Annotated in this window: 15 protein-coding genes and 1 riboswitch; of the genes, 9 read left to right on the top strand and 6 right to left on the bottom strand. The window is 66.9% G+C overall.

Annotated elements, in window-relative coordinates; genetic code table 11:
• Positions 1–65: 65 nt before the first annotated feature.
• A complete protein-coding gene (locus FHG66_RS17570; protein WP_139078353.1) occupies positions 66–2,342 on the bottom strand; it encodes an FdhF/YdeP family oxidoreductase in 2,277 nt (758 codons plus the stop codon).
• A gap of 210 nt (positions 2,343–2,552) precedes the next feature.
• Here FHG66_RS17570 and FHG66_RS17565 point away from each other — a divergent pair, with 210 nt between their 5' ends.
• Entirely contained in the window at positions 2,553–3,530 is a 978-nt protein-coding gene (locus FHG66_RS17565) for an SDR family NAD(P)-dependent oxidoreductase (RefSeq protein ID WP_139078352.1), read from the top strand.
• Between the two features lie 77 nt (positions 3,531–3,607).
• Here the strand turns inward: FHG66_RS17565 and FHG66_RS17560 are convergent, their stop codons facing one another.
• Positions 3,608–4,591, bottom strand: a complete 984-nt coding sequence (locus FHG66_RS17560; RefSeq protein WP_139078351.1) for an NAD-dependent epimerase/dehydratase family protein — start codon at positions 4,589–4,591, stop codon at positions 3,608–3,610.
• A 489-nt stretch (positions 4,592–5,080) separates the two neighbouring features.
• Between FHG66_RS17560 and FHG66_RS17555 the strand changes: the two genes are divergently transcribed.
• The 5 genes from FHG66_RS17555 (at position 5,081) to FHG66_RS17535 (ending at position 9,285) form a co-directional block, all read left to right on the top strand.
• Positions 5,081–6,343, top strand: a complete 1,263-nt coding sequence (locus tag FHG66_RS17555; RefSeq protein ID WP_139078350.1) for an extracellular solute-binding protein — start codon at positions 5,081–5,083, stop codon at positions 6,341–6,343.
• Positions 6,344–6,371: 28 nt separating this feature from the next.
• A complete protein-coding gene (locus FHG66_RS17550; protein WP_139078349.1) occupies positions 6,372–7,262 on the top strand; it encodes a carbohydrate ABC transporter permease in 891 nt (296 codons plus the stop codon).
• A gap of 93 nt (positions 7,263–7,355) precedes the next feature.
• The gene (locus FHG66_RS17545; RefSeq protein ID WP_139078348.1) at positions 7,356–8,228 is read left to right on the top strand and encodes a carbohydrate ABC transporter permease; all 873 of its coding nucleotides are present in this window, start codon (positions 7,356–7,358) and stop codon (positions 8,226–8,228) included.
• Between the two features lie 2 nt (positions 8,229–8,230).
• Positions 8,231–8,578 carry a hypothetical protein gene (locus FHG66_RS17540; protein WP_139078347.1) on the top strand — a complete coding sequence of 116 codons (348 nt, stop codon included), beginning with the start codon at positions 8,231–8,233 and terminating at the stop codon, positions 8,576–8,578.
• Positions 8,578–9,285 (top strand): polysaccharide deacetylase family protein, encoded by a 708-nt coding sequence (locus tag FHG66_RS17535; protein ID WP_139078346.1) that lies wholly within the window; start codon positions 8,578–8,580, stop codon positions 9,283–9,285. Before FHG66_RS17540 ends, FHG66_RS17535 begins: the two co-directional genes overlap by 1 nt.
• 25 nt (positions 9,286–9,310) lie before the next feature.
• On the opposite strand, the gene FHG66_RS17530 is transcribed toward FHG66_RS17535, so the two are convergent.
• The 3 genes from FHG66_RS17530 to FHG66_RS17520 all read right to left on the bottom strand — a co-directional run bounded on the left by FHG66_RS17530 (position 9,311) and on the right by FHG66_RS17520 (position 12,764).
• Entirely contained in the window at positions 9,311–9,955 is a 645-nt protein-coding gene (locus FHG66_RS17530) for a 5-deoxy-glucuronate isomerase (protein ID WP_176556322.1), read from the bottom strand.
• 91 nt (positions 9,956–10,046) lie between these two features.
• Positions 10,047–11,771, bottom strand: a complete 1,725-nt coding sequence (gene ugpC, locus FHG66_RS22780; RefSeq protein WP_139078344.1) for a sn-glycerol-3-phosphate ABC transporter ATP-binding protein UgpC — start codon at positions 11,769–11,771, stop codon at positions 10,047–10,049.
• Positions 11,772–12,764, bottom strand: coding sequence for a potassium channel beta subunit family protein (locus FHG66_RS17520; protein ID WP_139078343.1), 993 nt, complete (start codon positions 12,762–12,764; stop codon positions 11,772–11,774).
• A 97-nt stretch (positions 12,765–12,861) separates the two neighbouring features.
• Positions 12,862–12,963: riboswitch (TPP riboswitch) on the top strand.
• Between the two features lie 32 nt (positions 12,964–12,995).
• Between FHG66_RS17520 and thiB the strand changes: the two genes are divergently transcribed.
• The 3 genes from thiB to FHG66_RS17505 are packed head-to-tail and all read left to right on the top strand — an operon-like array spanning position 12,996 to position 16,195.
• A complete protein-coding gene (gene thiB, locus FHG66_RS17515; RefSeq protein WP_139078342.1) occupies positions 12,996–13,973 on the top strand; it encodes a thiamine ABC transporter substrate binding subunit in 978 nt (325 codons plus the stop codon).
• A gap of 7 nt (positions 13,974–13,980) precedes the next feature.
• Positions 13,981–15,507 (top strand): ABC transporter permease family protein, encoded by a 1,527-nt coding sequence (locus FHG66_RS17510; protein WP_139078341.1) that lies wholly within the window; start codon positions 13,981–13,983, stop codon positions 15,505–15,507.
• Positions 15,494–16,195, top strand: a complete 702-nt coding sequence (locus tag FHG66_RS17505) for a thiamine ABC transporter ATP-binding protein (protein WP_139078340.1) — start codon at positions 15,494–15,496, stop codon at positions 16,193–16,195. Before FHG66_RS17510 ends, FHG66_RS17505 begins: the two co-directional genes overlap by 14 nt.
• A gap of 99 nt (positions 16,196–16,294) precedes the next feature.
• Here FHG66_RS17505 and FHG66_RS17500 read toward each other — a convergent pair whose 3' ends face one another.
• Positions 16,295–17,167, bottom strand: a complete 873-nt coding sequence (locus FHG66_RS17500) for a cytochrome c1 (protein WP_139078339.1) — start codon at positions 17,165–17,167, stop codon at positions 16,295–16,297.
• Between the last annotated feature and the right edge of the window lie 3 nt (positions 17,168–17,170).

The following is a 17,170-nucleotide window of genomic DNA, read 5'->3' as shown; positions in this document are numbered from 1 at the left end:
TATGCCCAAATCCCGACTGGAACCCAAGGCCGGACTGCCGTTCATAACGTCCGAAGTGGGTAGCCTTACGCTTCGATGCGGACCGGGGTGCCCTTGTAGGCGGGGGTCTTGGACAACTCGTCGTGCAGGGACAACGGAACAAGGGGATTGGCCTCGGGGTAGTAGGCCGCGACGCAGCGGTCGGGCAAGTCGTAGGGGGTGACCCTGAGCCCGCCCACCTCTCGGTGGTGCCCGTCGTCCAAGGCACAGACGAGCCGAACGGCCTGTCCTTCGTGCAGCCCCGCGCGGGCGATCTCCTCGGGGTTCATCAGGACGATCATGCGGTCCGTGTCGAGGCCGCGCAGCCGGTCGGAATAGCCGTAGATCGTCGTGTTGAACTGGTCGTTCGAGCGCAGGGTGACTAGCGTGTACTCCCCGTCCCGCAACTCGCGCTTCAGGGACTGGAGGGAGGGAGGCACCGTGAACTCGGCCCGGCCGGACTCTGTCTTCCACTGGCGGTCGCGGGCGGCGTTGCCCCGGTAGAACCCGCCCGGCGTGAAGAGCCGCCCGTTGAAGTCACCGAACTGGTCGGGCCAGGTCTGCGCGATCAGGTCTCGGACCTTGGCGTAGTCACCCACCCACTCATCCCACCGAACCTTGGGGCTCGGGGGCAGCGTCGCCTTGGCGATTCCCGCGACGATGGCGGGCTCGGACCGCAGGGTGCCAGCGGCGGGCGTGCGGCGGCCCATCGAGCCATGGATGTGGCTGAGCGAGTCTTCCATGGAGACGGCCTGCGGGCCGCTGGCCTGCGCGTCCTCCTCGGCCCGGACGAGGCAGGGGAGCAGCCACATCGTGGGGCAGGTCAAGAGATGCGAGCGGTTGAGCTTGGTCGCGATCTGGACATTGACGGCAAGGTCGCGCCACGCCGGCTGCACGCGCCCGGTGTCCGAGATGGCATGGGCGAAGTTGCCGCCCAGCGACAGGAAGCCCCGCACGGAGCCGTCGAGCAGCCCTTCGACCGCCTCGACCGTGGTGTGCCCCTTCTCTCGCGGGGGCTCGAAGCCGAACATCTCCCCAAGTTTGTCCAAGGGGGCAAGCTCGGGCTTTTCGGTGATCCCAACGGTGCGCTGGCCCTGCACGTTGGAATGACCGCGCACGGGCGAGATGCCGGTTCCCGGCCGGCCGATGTTCCCACGCAGGAGGAGGAGGTTCACCAGCATCGCGATGCTGTCGGAGCCGTGGACATGCTGCGTCAGGCCCATGCCGTAGATGCCGATCACCGCCTTGGACTTGGCATAGATCTCGGCCACCTCCACAAGTTGCCCGCGCTCCAGGCCCGCGGCGGCCTCTATGGCGTCCCAGCTGGTCGCATGGGCAAAGGATCGCAGCGCGTCGAAGCCATGGGTGTGCTCGGCCACGAAGGCATGGTCGATGACGCCGCCCTGAGCCTCCTCGATCTCGAACACCCGCTTCACGAGGCCCAGGAGCGCCGCGATGTCCCCACCGGGGCGAACTTGGAGATAGGTGTCCGAGATGGTCGTGGCGCTGCCGATGGTCATCTGCGCCGGGCTTTGCGGGCTTCTGAACTTGACGAGCCCCGCCTCGCGGACGGGGTTGAAGGTCACGATGTGGCAGCCCCGCTTGGCGGCCTCCTTCAAGGGATGGAGGAAACGCGGACTGTTGGTACCGGTGTTCTGCCCAAAGAACAGGAGCATGTCGCAGTGGTCGAAGTCCTCGAGCACGCAGGTTCCCACGGACGACCCGATGACCTTCTTCAGGCCTACACTTGTCGTCTCGTGGCACATGTTGGAGCTGTCGGGCAGGTTGTTGTGCCCGTAAAGCCTCGCGAAAAGCTGCCATAGATAGGAGGTCTCCAGGCTGGCGCGTCCCGAGGTGTAAAAGACGACCGACTTGGGGTCGAGCACCCGCAACTCCGCCCCGATGCCGGCAAAGGCCTGCTCCCAGGTGGTTTCCACGTACTTGTCCGACTGGGGATCGTAGCGCATCGGGTGTGTCAGGCGGCCCTGCACCTCGAGGTCGTGATCCGTCCAGCCCAGAAGTTCGGTCACCGTGTGCTGGGCAAAGAAATCGGGGCCGCATCGGGCCGAGGTCAGGTCCCAGATGGTAGCCTTGGCGCCGTTCTCGCAGAACTCGAAGGGGTGCGGATCCTTTGGCTTGGTCCAAGCACAGGAGGTGCACATGTGGCCGCCCGGCTTGTTCTGGACCCGCAAGGTGTCCAGCACGGCGGGCGTGGGCCTCATCTCGGCCATCACCTTGGCCATGCCCTCCACGGAGCCCCAACCGCCCGCGCCTTCGCGGTGGTAGGGCGTGTCCTCACGCTGGGTCGTCGGGTCGTCTGCCATGGCGCCGGCCTCCTTCTGGTCCCAACGGGAACATAAGGCGTGTCGCGCATCCGCACAGAAGCCGGCATAAGCGGCCCGCCAAGGGACCAAGCCTTGACGGAACCTCTCGGTGGGGCGATGGCTGCGCGGCATCGCAAGCCCATTCGGGAGAACGCCGATCCTCGTCCTCGTTTCCTTCCGCCCGGTCCGATCGGCAGCCCGGAGGGGTGCATGACGACCCTGGTCACCGGCGCGGCCGGCTTCATCGGATTCCACGTCGCGCGGCACCTGCTCGACCGGGGAGAGCGGGTGATCGGCCTCGACGACCTGAACCCCTATTATTCGCCCGAGCTGAAGCGGCAGCGGCTGGCCGCGCTCGAGGGGCCGGGCTTCACCTTTTGCCACGTCGATCTGGCCGATGCCGCGGCGCTGGACGCAGCCTTGTCCGGGGCAAGGGTGCGGCGCATCATCCACCTCGCCGCGCAGGCCGGGGTGCGGCATTCACTGGAAAATCCGCGCGCCTATGTCCAGGCGAACCTCGTGGGTCAGGTGAACCTTCTGGAATACGCCCGCCAGCTCGACGGGCTGGAGTCGGTGGTCTACGCCTCCTCGAGCTCGGTTTACGGCGGCAACACCAAGCTGCCCTTCAGCGAAAGCGACCCGGTGGATCATCCCGTCTCGCTGTACGCCGCCACCAAGAAGGCGGACGAGCTGATGGGGAACGTGTACGCCCATCTGTTCCGCATCCCCCTCACGGGGCTCCGGTTCTTCACTGTCTATGGGCCTTGGGGACGGCCCGACATGGCGGTCTGGCTGTTCACCGAGTCGATCTTGGCGGGCGAGCCGATCCCCGTCTTCAACCATGGCGTCATGTGGCGCGACTTCACCTACATCGACGACATCGTGGCGGGGGTCGTGGCCGTGGCCGACGCGCCGCCCATGGACGACGGGACGGCCCCTCCGCACCGCATCTACAACATCGGCAACAACCGGCCCGAGCCGCTGATGCGGATGATCGACCTGCTGGAACAATCCATCGGCCGCAAGGCGGAGCGGCGTCTGGAGCCGCTCCAGCCGGGCGACATTCCTTCGACCTATGCGGACATCGCAGCGATCCGCCGCGACCACGGCTTCGCGCCCACCACTCCCATCGAGGTGGGGATTCCTCGCTTTGTCGAATGGTTCAAGCGCTATCGCGGGGCGGTCTGACGCCAGCGCGAGGGAATGGACCGTTTCGGCCAGAGCCCGTCGGTTCGTCCAAAATGGCAGAGCGGCCTGGTGTCGCTCTACTCCGACACATTCGTCCCAAACGCCGTGCCAGCCACCGAACGGGTGATCGCCGGATGGGGGTCGGTTGTCAGAAGGCGCGCCAGCCCGCGATCCAGCGGAATGGAGGCGCGCAGGCCCAGGTCACGCTCCATCCGGTCGGGTGCGCCGCGCGAATGACGAATGTCCCCGGCGCGGACTGGGGCATGCTCGATGGGGGTGGCGCGGCCCGATCCCAGCCGGTCCAGCGCTGCAGCAAGTTCCAGAAGGGAGATGGAACGCCCTGTGCAGACGTTCGCGACGAGCGCCTGTGGCTCCCGCGCGAGAAGATCCTGCGCCGCGATAAGCGCGGCCACCACGTCGTCCACGCAGACAAAGTCGCGGGTCTGCCCGCCATCGCCGAAAACGCGGTGCACACACCCCTGCCGGAGATTGTCGAGAAACCGCGAGATCACCCCGGCATAAGGAGAGCCGGAATCCTGTCCCGGCCCGTACACATTGAAGAAGCGAAGGGCCGCCGTCGGCAGTCCATGGATGCCATGCAGCGCCCGGGCGTGCATCTCGCAGGCCGCCTTGTCGGCCCCGTAAGGCGAGATCGGGGCGGGCGCCATGTCCTCGGAGCAGGGCCGGTCGCCCTGGTCGCCATAGACGGCTGCGGACGAGGCAAAGACCACCGGACAATTGCCGCTGCGGCGAGCGGCCTCGAGGATGGTCAAGGTGCCGGTCAGGTTGACGCGATGGGCGGCGAGCAGGTTGTGCACGCAGTCCTGTACCGAAACATTCGCTGCCAGGTGGAAGACGCCCTGCACGCCGGCCATGCACCGTTCCACCAAGGGGGCATCCAGGATGTCCCCGACAACGAGACCGGCTGCGGGCGACAGGTTTTCGGCGAAGCCGGTGGACAGGTCGTCAAGGACGGTGACCGCGTCGCCCTGGGCCACGAGCCTACGCACCAGATGGCTGCCAATGAAGCCTGCGCCACCCGTTACCAGCCAATGGGTCATCCACACTACCCTTTCATCGGCTAGGACGGCGCCCTGTAGGGTCCTCGGGCACGTCGCGTCAAGCCGCAGGCGGCCTCGTGCCTCGTGCCGAATGGTCGTTTCCTTGATGCCCTAGGTGCTTGGAGTCTCATGCACCAAGTCCAGGCAACGGAACAGGCCGGGCGTTCGCCCCGGCGCAGCCTGAAAGGGGGTCCGGCATGTCACGTCTATGGCGTCGCGGCGCGAAGGCCAGCGTGTCGGATGATGGGCTTCCCGGCGCCTTATGGACATGCTCCTGCCCCCGGTTCCTGGGCGAGATGATGTCCCCGTGGCTCGATGGCTCCGCATCAATGATTGGGCATGAACTGCCCTGGAGCTGTCCCAGACCTGGCCTATTCCTTCCTGACTGAACAGCAGCGGGCCGTTGGACAAGCGCGATGCTGCTCCTAGGTCTCGGGAGGGCCGGCGGGCCACGATGCTGCCGGTCCCGACGCATATGGGGAGATACGCATGACTCGACGGCTAACCGGACTTCTGGCCGCCTGTTCTTCCCTGGGGCTTGCGGCGGGGGCGGCCTCCGCCCAGGACGCCAAGACGATCCAGGTGGCGACGCACTACACCGGGGAGCAAGCCGCCCCGCTTCAGGCGTGCTTCGACGCCTATGAGGCCGAGCATCCCGGCATCACCATCGAGCATCAGCAGACGGCCTATGGCGACTTTCTCCAGACCATCCTGACGAGCCGTGTGGGCGGAACCGCGCCCGACATATACAACGTGTACTCCGTCTGGGTCCCGCAACTCGCCGCAGCCGGCGTGCTGGAGCCCCCCCCGGCCGAGATTGCCGAATTCATCAACGCCAACTACTCGCCGGCAACCGTTGGGGCTGCAACCATCGGTGGCCAGCTTTGGGGCATTCCCACCGAACTCTCGATCTACGCGCTGGTCTACAACAAGGCGCTCCTCCAGCAGGCGGGCTACGATGCCCCGCCCAAGACCTGGGCCGAATTGCGCGAGATCGCCCAGGCGATCACGACCACCAACGATCAGGGGAACATCGACGTCGGGGGCTACGCCTATGGCACCACGGTCGCCGAAGGCGTGCACCCCTTCTATGCCCAGATGTTCGCGGCAGGCGTGCCCCCCTTCGCGGAGGACGGGCGCTCGACCAACCTGACCTCGCCCGAGGCGATCCGCATCCTGTCGGATCAGGCCGCGCTGTTCCAGGACGGGATCACATCCAACGAGATCGTGGTGGACAACTTCGCCTCGAACGCCGTGGGGATGCAGATCTCGGCCAACTGGAACAAGTTCGGCTGGCAGGAGGCCTTCGGGGAGGAGTTCGGCAACACCGTCGGCATCGCCCCGATCCCGACCGATGGGCCGGGCGGCACGATGCTCTATTCCTTCCTTTGGGCGGTGGACGCCACCTCGGAGGCCAAGCCCGAAGCCTGGGACCTCCTCCGGTTCCTCAACACGCCGCAGGAGGGCGGACTGACCTGCACCGGGCAGATGATGCAGGGCATGGGCTCGTTCTCGGGTCACAACGCCGATCTCGAACAGATGACGGCGGGTGCGGACGACTTCGACCGCGCCTATGTCGAGGAGGTCACCTCGGGTCGGGCCGTGACGCAGCCCAACATCTGGCAGGCCTCCGAGGTGGACCGCATCCTGCGCGGCTACATTGACCAGGCCTGGTCGGGCAGCATGACCGCCGAAGAAGCCCTGACCGCCGCCGATGCCGAGATCCAGGCCATCCTGGACGAACAGCCCTGACCCGCCCCGCCGCCTGAGCCTCGGGACGATGCTGCAGTTTCTCAGTTCGAAGAAAGCGGCGCCCTGGCTGTTCCTCAGCCCGGTGATCCTGTTCGCCGCGGTCTTCTTCGTGCTGCCGGTGGTCTTTGCCGCCTATATCAGCCTGACCACCTGGGATTCGCTGTCGCCGCCCCGCTGGATGGGGCTGAAGAACTACCAGTACCTTTTCGCCACCGATCCCATCTTCTGGAAAACGGTCTGGCAGACGCTCTACTTCGCTCTGGGGACGCTGGTGCTCGGCGTCCCGCTCGCGCTGGTCTTGGCCTATGCGCTGAGCCGGGCGCGGCTGCAGGGCGTCTGGCGTGTCGTCTACACGCTGCCCATGGTGACCAACATCGTGGCCGTAGCTTTCATCTTCACTTTCCTGCTGCGCCCGACGGATGGCCTTTTGAACCGTCTTCTCGATCTTCTCGGGCTGCCGGGGCCGGGCTGGCTCACTGACCCCAGCCTGGCCATGCTGTCGGCGATCCTGGTCTTCGTGTGGATGGAGTTGGGGCGGAACATGCTCCTGTTCTCGGCGGGGCTGAACAGCATCGACCAGAGCTACTACGAGGCCGCGTCGATGGACGGTGCCGGAGCATGGAGCCTGTTTCGCCGCATCACCATCCCGCTCCTGAAGCCCACGATCCTGTTCGTGGTGATCACCAACTTCATCTCGGGCATGAGCTACTTCACCCTGATGTTGGTGCTGTTCCCCGGCACGCAGGGAGGGCCCAGCCGGGCGGCGCTCACGACCGGGCAATACATGTATCAGATGGCGTTCGAGGACCTCCGCCTGGGCCGCGCCTCGGCGGTCAGCTACGTCCTGTTCGCGCTGGTCTTCGTGGCAACCCTGGTCCAGCTGCGCCTGATGCGGCGGGGCGGGTTGGAGGAGCACTGAGCCATGCCGGCCGACGCCGCCTTTCCTGCCGCCTCGCCCGTTGTCGCCGGGACGACCGCCGTCCTGAGCCCCCCACCTCGGCGAGGACGACCGATGGCGCGACGGATCTGGTCCGTCGCCAAATACGCGCTCCTGATCCTTGGGGCGGCGCTGATGCTGCTGCCCTTCCTCGACATGCTGCTCGGAGCCCTGCGCACCCCGGCCGAGCGCCTGGCCCGGCCACCGGTCTATTGGCCACGCGACCCGCAATGGGGGAATTTCGTCCGGGTCTTCGACGAGTTGCCGATGCTCCGCTGGCTGACCAACAGCCTAGTCGTGACAGGAACGATCACGCTCTTGCAGATGCTGACCTCGGCCATGGCGGGCTATGCCTTGGCCAAGTTCCAGTTTCGCGGCCGTTTGAACGTCTTCCGCTTCGTGGTCGGCGCTCAGATGTTCCCCTTCTTCATTTTCCTGATCCCCTGGTTCTTCATCCTGCGCTACGTCCCCCTTCTCGGTGGCAACGACTGGACGGGAACCGGGGGGGCGGGGTTGCTGAACTCCTATGCCGCGCTGGTCCTGCCCTTTGCCGTGACCTGGTACGGCATCTTCCTGATGCGGCAGTTCTTTCTGACCATTCCCGACGAGCTTCTGGATGCAGCCCGCATGGATGGGGCGGGGGAGTTCTTCATCTTCTTCCGAATCGCCCTGCCTTTGGTGGGGTCGGGGCTCGCCACCCTGGGAATCTTCGTGTTCCTGTATCACTGGAACGAGGTGCTCTGGACCATGACGGTCACGCGCACCGCACCTGACCTCCAGACTGTGCCGGTGGGCATCTATCTTCTGCGTGGCGCCTTCGAGCAGGAAGCGACGAAATCGCTGCAACAGGCTGCGATCTTCGTTTCGGTTATACCCGTGATAGTTGTGTTCCTGGCTTTGCAAAGGTACTACGTCGCTAGCGTGACCTCGGGCAGCGTCAAGGGCTGATCATGATCAATTTCTCTCTGCCTCCTCTCCCTGTGGAGGAGGTGGATGCGCGTCTGGCCGACATGGACCGGCTAGGCTCGCGCGACTATGCCGAGATCGGCGTGCCCATGTTCCTCGTGGCCGAGGATCTGACCGGGCAGTCGCCGCGGCCCGTGATCCACGACGGCTCGGGCCGCATTCTTGCCATGCTGCTGGCCGAGGGGGTCGAGGCACTGCGCCTGCGCCGCCCCGATCTTGGGGCCGATGACATCGCCCGCCTGATCGAAGCCCTGGCCGACCGCCACTTCCTGTCGCTGGCCACCCCCGCTTTCTCGCGCGCAGCCGATCTCCACCCAGTCGAGGCCGCCTGATGGGCGAACTGCTGCTGCCCGGCTCCTTCGATGAGACCTTGGCCGCGCTGGTGCGGGGGCTCTCGGCCGGGCGCATGCTGCGCGTCGTGAACTTTCACGCGACGCCCAGCTACCGCCGGGAGGAGTACCGTAAGCAGTTCGCAGCTTATGCCGGTCTCTTCACGCCCATCACCCCCGACAACTTCGCGTCGGCCTTCGACGGCACCTGGAGCGACCCGCGGCCAGGGTTGATGCCGGTGCTGTTCGAAGGCTTCCGCGACAACGTGGACGTGATGCTTCCTGTCCTTGAGGAGTTCGGGTTCAAGGGCTGGTTCTTCGTGCCTTCGGCCTTTCCGGCGGTAGTGCCCGCTATCCAGCGCAGCTACGCCAAGGCCCATAAATTGCATCTGCCCAAGCGGGACGAATACCCCGACGAGCGTGTCGTGATGACCTGGGACGAGGGCCGGTCCATCGCCGCGCGCGGTCACGGGTTCGCCTGCCATTCGCGGAGCCACTTCGAGCTCACCCCCGAGACGCCCGATCATGTCCTGTGGGACGAGATCCACACCGCCGCCAACGAGATGCGAGCGGGTCTTGGCCAGCCGGCCGAAATCTTCTGCTGGCTCCATGGTGCGGAGGCGGGGGTGAACCCACGCGCCGACGCCATGCTGCGCGAAGCGGGTTTCCGCTACCTGTTCTCGAACTTCAAGGTGCAACGGCTGGCCTGAGCTAGTGCCAAGACTGAGGTGAGCCTCAGCGCGGCGGTCCGAGCGCAGCCACGACCAGGATCTCGCCTTCGCCTGTCACCATCGCGCTCTCGCCCGGAGCCAGCGCCAGCGTGTGACCTGGGGGCAGGTTCCGCGTGACCGTCCTTGAGCGGACCGTTGCAGGGCCGGTCAGGTGGACCAGACGTTCGGTCGTCTCGTCCAGCCCGGCCGAGGCATCGGTCTCTCCCTCCAGGGGCAGGAGCCTCAGGCGCAGGCGTTCGGCGGGCTCTTCGACAAGGAGCAGGCCCTTGAGAGGACGAAAGGCTCGAGGGGACGACGCTGCGCTTGACCGCGCGCGCGCCTGGGCCACGGTCGCGGGAACCAGCGGCTCGAGCCGGTAGACGTGGTGAGGCGGCAGGTAGATCGCCCAGTCCCCATCGGCATCCAACTGAAACCCGTCCTCCTGTGGGCCGGTAACGGCGACCGTCATGGCCCCGGCGAGAAGAACGATCAGCATCTCGTCCTCTCCCGTCTCGCCATCGATAGCCGCGCGGTCCCCTAGTTCATGCACTTGCAGGGAGCCGAGGTCGGTGAACCCCGTCGCGCGCGAGTCCAGAGCCACGGGACATGGCGTCGGACCGGCGCCAGGAAGATCGATCAGGTGGTCGAAGTCGGGCTCAATGATCAGCATGGGACTCAGGGACATTCGGACGGGTGGTTGAAGGCGGAGGCTGCGCCCTTGTTCCTTCGCGCGTTCGGGATGACGCGGAGGCAGGCCAAGGTCAGGCGGCCTCGATCCGCTGGCCGTCGCCGTCGAACCAATGGGCCCGTCCCGGATCGGGAAGAAGCCGCACAAAGTCGCCGGGCTGGGCCTGAATCCGCTCCCGCGCGAGGACGGTGACGGCGCGATCACCCATTTGCGCCATGATCATGGTCTCGGAGCCCGTCGGCTCTACGACCCGGAGGCGGGCTGGCAGGCCGCGTGGCGCATCGGGCGGCAGGATGTGCAGGTGTTCGGGGCGGACGCCCAGTGTCATGCGGGTCGGGCTGCGGTTCGGCGCGAATCCCAGGGGCGTGCCGTCCGCCAGTGCCAGACCCTCTGGCCCGGGCGCGCATTCGAGGAGGTTCATGGCCGGGGAGCCGATGAAGCCCGCAACGAAGGTGTTGACGGGCCGGTCGTAAAGGTCGAGCGGGCGGCCCTGCTGCTCCACTCGTCCTTCCCGCAGGACGATGATGCGGTCGGCCATGGTCATGGCCTCGATCTGGTCGTGCGTGACGTAGATGGAGGTGACGCCAAGCCGCTGGTGCAGTTCGCGCAGTTCGGCCCGCATCTGGACGCGCAGCTTGGCGTCGAGGTTGGACAGCGGCTCGTCGAACAGAAACAGGCGCGGGTTGCGGACGATCGCCCGACCCATAGCTACACGCTGCCGCTGTCCGCCCGAAAGCTGCCGGGGGTAGCGGTCGAGGAGATGCGCGACCTCGAGCGAGGCTGCGGCCTTGGCGACCGTCTCTGCGATGGTCCGACGGTCCTCTCCCCGCAGGCGGAGCGAGAAGCCCATGTTCTCGGCCACGGTCATGTGCGGGTAGAGCGCGTAGTTCTGGAACACCATGGCGATGTCCCGGTCCTTGGACGCTACGTCGTTCACCACCGTCCCGTCGATGGCCACAGTGCCCGCCGAGATCTCCTCAAGCCCGGCGATCATGCGCAGGAGCGTGGACTTGCCGCATCCGGACGGGCCGACAAGGACCACGAACTCTCCATCGGCAATCTCGGCCGAGATGCCCTTGACCACCTCGACGGTGCCGAAAGCCTTGCGGACGTCGGAAAGTGTGACCCTGGCCATCTGTGTCTCCCTGTTCGTCGGAAGGATAGGAGGGGCGGGGGGCGAGGCAACGGCGGCTCGCTTGGACGGTAAGACGGGGATGCGGGCGATCCGGGCGCGCACCCGGGCCAGGAACCGCTCGCGCTGGGCCGGGGTGGCGCTGTCCATGTCGTGCAGGCCCAGCCAGAAGGTCCGGGTGCGCAGGCCCGTGCAGGCAAGAAGCCCGCGAAGCAGGATCTTCCGGCCCGGCGCGCCGATGGCCAGGCTCCAGAACCAGCGGGAGGAGCCCAATGTCGTGACCACCCCAAGGAGCCGGACCTGGGGGAGCCCCGGGGCCAGACCCTTGGGGCCTATGTGGAAGGCCACATCTGGCCGCCAGACCCGATCGAGCCAGCCTTTGAGGATCGCGGGCTGGCCATGCCACCAGGTCGGGTAAACGAAGACAATCCCTTCGGCCCAGCGCAGATTGGCGATCTGGCGCAGGAGAGCAGGGTCCGCGGGTTCCTTGCCGGATCCGTAGGCCCGTCTCTCCTCGGCGCCCATGACCGGATCGAAGCCCTCGGCCTGGAGATCGATGGCACGGACCTCGTGACCCGCGCCTTCGGCCGTTTCCACCACGGTCCGAAACAGCGCCGACCCAAAGCTTTCGGGAACGGGGTGCGCGTGGACGACGAGAAGGCGCACTCAGGCGAAGCGTTGCGGCGCGGCCGGCTTGTTCTGCACCACGCCTTCGATGGCCTCCATGACATCGGGGGTGAGCTTTTCCACCGCGTCCATCGCGGCGAGGTTGTCCTGAAGCTGCGACAGCCGCGATGCCCCCAGGATGACCGTGGACACGCGCGGGTTCCGCAAACACCAAGCCAGCGCGAGGTGGGTGAGGCTGATGCCGGCTCCGTCGGCAATCGTTTGCAGTTCGCGGATTTGCTGGAGCCGCTTCTGCCCCTTCTCGCTTTCCATCTGCTCGCGCAGCCATTCATAGCCGGGCAGGGCCATCCGGCTGTCCTGCGGGATGCCGTCGTTGTACTTGCCCGTGAGCAGCCCAGAGGCCAGAGGCGACCAGATCGTCGTGCCAAGGCCGTAGGTGTCGTAGATCGGCAGGTAGTCGCCCTCGACCTTTTGGCGCTCGAAAAGGTTGTACTGTGGCTGCTCCATGGTGGGCGGGGTCATGCGCCATTCGCGGGCGACCTGATGCGCCTCGGTGATCTGCTGGGCAGACCATTCCGAGGTGCCCCAGTAGAGCACCTTGCCCTGCTGGACCAGGTTGTGCATCGCGCGCACCGTTTCCTCGATGGGGGTGTCGATGTCGGGGCGGTGGCAGAAGTAAAGGTCGAGGTGATCGACCTGAAGGCGGCGCAGCGCAGCATGGCAGGCCTCGGTCACGTGTTTGGCGGACAGCCCGCGCTGGGTGGGCTTCTGGCCGCCCCAGAAAACCTTGGAGGACACGATCCACGTCTCGCGCGGCCATCCCAACTCCTTGAGGGCCTGCCCCATGACGACCTCGGACTGCCCGGCTTCATAGCCTTCGGCGTTGTCGAAGAAGTTGACGCCCGCGTCGTAGGCTTCGGTCAGGAGTTCCTTGGCGAGACGCGTGTCCACCTGCTTGGCGAAGGTCACCCAGGAGCCGAAGGACAGGGCGCTGACCTGCAGGCCCGACTTTCCGAGGCGGCGGTAATCCATGGGGTGTCCCTTTCGTGGCATGTTGGCGGCGCAGAACCTAAGCCGGACCCCTGGGCGGGAAAGGCCACTTGCGGCGGCGGCGCACGCCCTTATGTTCCGCTACACCTCGGGGTGCCCGTTTCGGGCTGAGATGCTGACAAGCGAACCCGTCGAACCTGAACCGGCTAATACCGGCGGAGGGAAGGTGGCCCAACCAGGGCCCGTTCGTCCGCCTGCCCAAAGGACGAACAGATGAAGAGAACCCTTGCCGCCACCCTCGCTGTCGCCGCCGCTCCGGTGCTGGCGCAGGACAAGCCCGTCCTGACGGTGCTGACCTATGACAGCTTCACCAGCGAATGGGGGCCCGGGCCTGCCGTGGAGACCGCCTTCGAGGCCGAGTGCGGCTGCGACCTGCGGTTCGTGGCGGCCGGGGACGGCGCGGCGCTGCTCGCCCGGCTCCAGCTTGAAGGAGCGACGACCGAGGCGGACGTGGTCCTGGGCCTTGACGCCAACCTGATCGCGGCCGCGCGGGACACGGGTCTTTTCGCCGCCCATGGGCAGGTGCCATCGCTCGATCTGCCGGTCGAATGGTCGGACGACACCTTCCTGCCGTTCGACTGGGGCTGGTTTTCGGTGGTGGGTCGCAAGGACGGCCCGAGCCCCAAGAGCTTTCGTGAACTGGCCGAAAGCGACGCCAGCATCGTGATCGAGGACCCTCGCTCCTCCACGCCGGGCCTCGGGCTCGTGCTCTGGATGGAGGCGGCCTATGGCGAGGAGGCCCCGGCGATCTGGGCGGCGCTGGCCGACAACATCGTCACGGTCACGCCGGGCTGGACCGAGGCCTACAACCTGTTCCTCGAAGGCGAGGCCGACCTCGTCCTGAGCTACACGACATCGCCGGCCTACCACCTGATCGCGGAGCAGGATGCAGGCTATGTCGCCCTTCCCTTCGGCGAAGGGCATTACCTTCAGGTCGAGGTGGCCGGAACGGTCGCATCCACGGATCAGCCCGAACTGGCCGACCGGTTCCTGACCTTTATGCTGAGCGACGGATTCCAGGGCGTGATCCCGACGACCAACTGGATGTACCCGGCCGTCACCCCCGCCTCCGGGCTGCCCGAGGGTTTCGAAAGCATGCGGCCCGAAACGACCCTGTACCTGCCCCCGGACGATGTGGCTCCCCTGCGCGAGCCCTCCATTGAGGCGTGGCGCACGGCGCTCTCGCAGTAGCCGCATCATGACCCGAGGCTCCGGGTTGCCCAAGCTGCCAGGGCTCGTCGCCGCAGTTCTCGTGGCGGGCCTATGCCTGGGCACCCTCCTGCCGCTTCTCCGGGTCGGTCAGGGCGGGCTTGCAACGGCGGACTGGGCTGCGTTCCGTTTCACGGTGCTCCAGGCTCTCCTGTCCGCCGGCCTGTCGGTGGGCCTTGCGGTGCCCGTGGCCCGGGCGCTCGCGCGGCGGGTGTTTCCGGGACGACGGCTGCTGGTTACGCTGCTAGGCGCGCCCTTCCTCCTCCCTGTGATCGTTGCCGTGATGGGCCTTCTGGCGCTGTTCGGGCGCGGCGGGCTGCTCAACGATGCCTTGGGGGCCCTGGGGCTGCCGCGAGTTTCCATTTACGGATTGCACGGGGTGGTCATCGCGCATCTGTTCCTGAACCTGCCGCTTGCCACCCGGCTGATCCTCCAGGGCTGGCTCGACATCCCAGCCGAGCGGTTCCGCCTAGCGGCCACGCTGAACGCGCCGATCGGGCCGCTGCTGGAACAGCCCATGTTGCGCAGCGTGCTGCCCGGAGCCTTCGCCGCCATCTTTGCGCTGTGCCTCACCAGCTTCTCCGTCGCGCTGATCCTGGGGGGCGGGCCGCGCGCCACGACGGTGGAACTGGCCATCTACCAGGCCATCCGATTCGAAGCGGATTTCTCGGGCGCGGCGCAACTCGCGCTGCTGCAATATGCGATCTGCGGCCTCGCGGCGGGTCTTGCCCTCTGGCTCTCGCCCAGAGCCTTGGGAGGTGCGGGCCTGGGGCGTGCCGTGGAGCGGTGGGACGCGAAGGGGCTTATGGCGAGGATAGCAGACATGGCTTGGATCGGCCTCGCCTGTCTGTTCCTGGTATTGCCGCTGGGGCTCGCCGTGCTCAACGGGCTCGGTGGCCTGGCGGATCTGCCGGACGGGGTCGCCGGCGCGGCGCTGCGGTCGATCCTTGTGGCGCTGGGCGCGACGGCCATGACCCTGATCCTGGCGCTGGCGCTGGCGTTCCAGGGTGGAACCCTGGCCCAGCTTGCGGGCGCGCTGCCTTTGGCCGCTTCCAGCTTGGTGCTGGGCACCGGGCTTCTCCTCGTGGTCCGGCCCTTCGTGGCCCTTTCTTCCGTAGCCTTGCCTGTGACGGCTCTGGTCGATGCGCTGGTGGCGCTGCCCTTTGCCCTTCGTGCCCTGTCGCCCGCCTTGGCGGAGGTAGAAGCGCGTCACGGACGGCTCGCGGACGCGCTGGGACTGACGGGCTTGTCCCGCCTCAGGATCGTCGTCCTGCCGCTGCTTCGGCCAGTCCTGGGCTTTGCCGCCGGACTGGGAAGCGCGCTGTCCATGGGCAATCTCGGCGTCATCGCTCTGTTCGGCGGGGAAGGGCAGGAGACCCTGCCGCTGTTGATGGCGCTGTTGATGGGTGCCTACAGGATGGATGCGGCGGCTGGGGTCGGGCTTCTCATTCTGGCGCTTGCGCTGCTGTTGTTCTGGGCCTTCGATCGCGGAGGGCGGCTCCATGCTGCGCCTTGACGGGCTGGAACTGGCGCAAGGCGACTTCCGGCTTCGGGCTGACCTGGAGATCCCGGGCGGCACCTCTGTCGCCCTGCTCGGGCCCTCTGGCGGAGGAAAATCGACGCTCCTCGCCGGGATTGCCGGGTTTCTGAAGCCCCAGTCGGGCCAGGTGCTCTGGGACGGACGAGATCTCGGGCCGTTGCCCCCGGGCCAGCGCCCGATCAGCGTCCTGTTTCAGGACAACAACCTGTTTCCGCACCTGTCGGCGCTCCAGAACGTCGTGCTCGGCCTCCGGCCGACCCTTCGCCCCCGGCAGGAGGAGCGCGCGCGTGCCTCCGACGCGCTGGCGCGCGTTGGGCTCGCCGGCCTAGAGGAGCGACGGCCCGCTCAACTGTCAGGGGGCCAGCAGGCAAGGGCCGCGTTGGCGCGCGTGCTGGTCCAGGAGCGCCCTCTTGTCCTCATGGACGAACCGTTCGGTGCCTTGGGACCGGCTCTCAAGGCCGAGATGCTGGACCTGACGCGCGAGGTTCTGGTGCGACGGGCCGCCACCATCCTGATGGTGACGCATGATCCCGATGACGCGGCTGCCTTGGCAGAGATGGTGGTCGTCGTGGCCGAGGGCCAGGCCGAGGCACCCAGGCCCACAGGTGCCGTGCTGGCCGACCCGCCACCGGCTCTGCGGGCCTACCTTGGAGAGCGGGGCTAGTCAGCTCGCCTTTGCCTCAACCGTGAGTGTGGGACGTGCCAAAGGAAAAGGGGCGCCCGGTGGTCCGGACGCCCCTACTCGGTAATCTTGTTCAGCGACTCAGACGCCCGTCTGGTCCCGCCCGAGCGGCTTGCCGCCCGCTTTCACCGGTGCCCAGACCCGCTTGTTGGTCAGATAAAGCAGGGTGGCCAGCACGGCGAGGAACAGCACACCGGTCAGGCCGGCCTGCTTGCGTGTGTTCAGCTTGGGCTCGGCCGACCACATCAGGAAGGCCGCGGCGTCGTGGCTCAGCGCCTCGACGGTGTTGGGCGCGCCATCTGCATATTCGACCTGCCCATCCGACAGCGGCGGGGGCATGGCGATCCAGGAGCCCGGATGCTCGTGGTGGCCTTCCTCGTTCTTGCACTCCTCGGGGTAGCCGCCAGAGGCAAAGGCGATGTTGTAGTAGCCCTCGAAGTCCTCTGGGGCGCATTCCGGCGGATCACGGTAGCCGGCCAGGAGCGACGTGATGTACTCCGCCCCGCCCATGCCGTTGAACAGCTGTGACAGGCCCGTGCCATAAGGTCCGTGGAAGCCGGCTCGGGCCTTGGCCATCAGGCTCAGGTCCGGGGCGTTCGCCAGGGAGGAGTTCGGGAAACGGTCCGCCGGGGTCGCCGGGCGGAAGTCGCCCTCGCCGTCGGCCAGTGTTTCGTCGAAAACCTCGTACTGCTCCGCATAAGCGCGCATCTGGTCTTCGGGCAGTTCCGGCCCGCCCGGTTGGGACAGGGTGCGGAACGCCACGTAGCTCAGCCCGTGGCAGGACGCGCAGACCTCGGTGTAGACCTGCAGGCCGCGCTGGAGCTGGAACGTGTCGTAGGATCCGAACGGCCCTTCGAACGGAAAGGCGTAGTCGGTGATCTCCCCTTCCCCGGCCGCGAAGGCGGCCGGAGCGGCGAGAGCGAGGGCGGCCCCGAGGGCGAGCGTCTTGAACATCAA

It is taken from the genome of Rubellimicrobium rubrum (assembly GCF_006152115.1).
GTDB lineage: Bacteria > Pseudomonadota > Alphaproteobacteria > Rhodobacterales > Rhodobacteraceae > Rubellimicrobium > Rubellimicrobium rubrum.
This window is presented reverse-complemented; position numbering and strand designations above follow the sequence as displayed.